The organism is Salinimicrobium soli, from assembly GCF_048323655.1.
Lineage (GTDB): Bacteria > Bacteroidota > Bacteroidia > Flavobacteriales > Flavobacteriaceae > Salinimicrobium > Salinimicrobium soli.
Genome location: NZ_JBLUWW010000007.1, coordinates 1 through 2,953, shown reverse-complemented (window position 1 = coordinate 2,953; position 2,953 = coordinate 1). Strand labels below are relative to the sequence as shown.

The 2,953-nt window shown below is 49.2% G+C and carries 1 rRNA gene; it reads left to right on the top strand.

The features are described 5' to 3' along the window. Positions 1–47: 47 nt before the first annotated feature. A 23S ribosomal RNA gene (locus ACNORC_RS15215) occupies positions 48–2,882 on the top strand. The last annotated feature ends 71 nt before the right edge of the window (positions 2,883–2,953 follow it).

Sequence of the window (2,953 nt, the reverse complement as noted above, 5' to 3'; positions counted from 1 at the left end):
AAATTATAGATAGAGCAAATTATAATTAAGAGCATATTAGGTAAAAGCACATAAGCTAAATAAGGGCGTATGGGGAATGCCTAGGCTCTCAGAGGCGATGAAGGACGTGATAAGCTGCGAAAAGCTGCGGGGACTGGCACATACAGGTTGATCCGCAGATATCCGAATGGGGCAACCCACTATACTGAAGGTATAGTATCCGAAAGGAGGCGAACCCGGAGAACTGAAACATCTAAGTACCCGGAGGAGAAGAAAACAATAGTGATTGCGCTAGTAGTGGCGAGCGAACGCGCATTAGCCCAAACCAGCAAGCTTACGGGCTTGTTGGGGTTGTAGGACCACGACATTGGTTGTGTAATGAACTAGAACACTTTGGAAAGAGTGGCCATAGACGGTGATAGCCCGGTATAGGTAAAGATCATTAACCATAGTGGTATCCTGAGTAGTGCGGGGCACGGGAAACCCTGTATGAATTTGGCGGGACCATCCGCTAAGGCTAAATACTCCTGAGAGACCGATAGTGAACCAGTACCGTGAGGGAAAGGTGAAAAGAACCCTGAACAAGGGAGTGAAATAGATCCTGAAACCATACGCTTACAAGCGGTCGGAGCATGTTTACATGTGACGGCGTGCCTTTTGCATAATGAGCCTACGAGTTACCGTTGCCAGCAAGGTTAAGCATTTAAGATGTGGAGCCGTAGCGAAAGCGAGTCTGAATAGGGCGTTTTAGTTGGTAGTGGTAGACGCGAAACCGTGTGATCTACCCTTGGGCAGGTTGAAGCTGTGGTAACACATAGTGGAGGACCGAACCCGTTGACGTTGAAAAGTCTTGGGATGACCTGAGGGTAGGGGTGAAAGGCCAATCAAACTCGGAAATAGCTCGTACTCCCCGAAATGCATTTAGGTGCAGCGATGATTTAGTTTTATAGAGGTAGAGCTACTGATTGGATGCGGGGGCTTCACCGCCTACCAATTCCTGACAAACTCCGAATGCTATAAAATGATGATTATCAGTGAGGGCATGGGTGCTAAGGTCCATGTCCGAGAGGGAAAGAACCCAGACCATCAGCTAAGGTCCCCAAATGTATGTTAAGTTGAAAAAACGCGGTTGAACTGCTTAGACAGCTAGGATGTTGGCTTGGAAGCAGCCATTCATTTAAAGAGTGCGTAACAGCTCACTAGTCGAGCGGTTCGGCATGGATAATAATCGGGCATAAACATACTACCGAAGCTATGGATTTATAACATTAGTTATAAGTGGTAGGGGAGCATTGTAACAGCGTAGAAGGTGTACTGCGAGGTATGCTGGAGCGGTTACAAAAGAAAATGTAGGCATAAGTAACGATAATGCGGGCGAGAAACCCGCACACCGAAAGACTAAGGTTTCCTCAGCTATGCTAATCAGCTGAGGGTTAGTCGGGGCCTAAGGCGAACCCGAAAGGGGTAGTCGATGGACAACCAGTTAATATTCTGGTACCTGCTTTGCGTTAAAAGTGACGGAGGCGAAAATTAGGTGCGCACTGACGGAATAGTGCGTTGAAGGAAGTGGTAACACTCCGATAGTACACCAAAGCTACGGCGGCGGTGATAATCCTGAGGATCGACTTCCAAGAAAAGCGAGTAAAGCAGCCCGTACCGCAAACCGACACAGGTAGTTGGGATGAGAATTCTAAGGTGCTCGAGAGATTCATGGCTAAGGAACTAGGCAAAATTGACCTGTAACTTCGGGAGAAAGGTCGCCCCGAGCAATCGGGGCCGCAGTGAAGAGGTCCAGGCGACTGTTTATCAAAAACACAGGGCTCTGCTAAATCGAAAGATGATGTATAGGGCCTGACACCTGCCCGGTGCTGGAAGGTTAAGAGGAGATGTTAGCTTCGGCGAAGCATTGAATTGAAGCCCCAGTAAACGGCGGCCGTAACTATAACGGTCCTAAGGTAGCGAAATTCCTTGTCGGGTAAGTTCCGACCTGCACGAATGGTGCAACGATCTGGACACTGTCTCAGCCATGAGCTCGGTGAAATTGTAGTATCGGTGAAGATGCCGATTACCCGCTGTGGGACGAAAAGACCCCGTGAACCTTTACTATAGCTTAGTATTGACTTTGGACAAGTGATGTGTAGGATAGGTGGGAGACATTGAAGCGGTATCGCCAGGTATCGTGGAGTCATTGTTGAAATACCACCCTTTACTTGTTTGAAGCCTAACCCCGTAACTCGGGGGACAGTGCTTGGTGGGTAGTTTGACTGGGGTGGTCGCCTCCAAAAGAGTAACGGAGGCTTCTAAAGGTTCCCTCAGCACGCTTGGTAACCGTGCGTAGAGTGCAATGGCATAAGGGAGCTTGACTGAGAGACATACAGGTCGATCAGGTACGAAAGTAGAGCATAGTGATCCGGTGGTTCCGCATGGAAGGGCCATCGCTCAAAGGATAAAAGGTACTCCGGGGATAACAGGCTGATCTCCCCCAAGAGCTCACATCGACGGGGGGGTTTGGCACCTCGATGTCGGCTCGTCACATCCTGGGGCTGGAGAAGGTCCCAAGGGTTGGGCTGTTCGCCCATTAAAGTGGCACGCGAGCTGGGTTCAGAACGTCGTGAGACAGTTCGGTCTCTATCTACAGTGGGCGTTAGAAATTTGAGTGGATCTGACTCTAGTACGAGAGGACCGAGTTGGACGAACCTCTGGTGTACCAGTTGTTCCGCCAGGAGCACTGCTGGGTAGCTACGTTCGGAAGGGATAAGCGCTGAAAGCATATAAGCGCGAAACCCACCACAAGATGAGATTTCTTTAAAGGATCGTGGGAGACTACCACGTTGATAGGTCACAGGTGTAAAGGCAGCAATGTCATAGCCGAGTGATACTAATAATCCGTATAGCTTAGTGCGCTTCGTTCCCGACTCTTCGGAGTCGGGACGGATAACCTAAAGCTTCTAAGTACCCTTGCTCATGTTTTCTT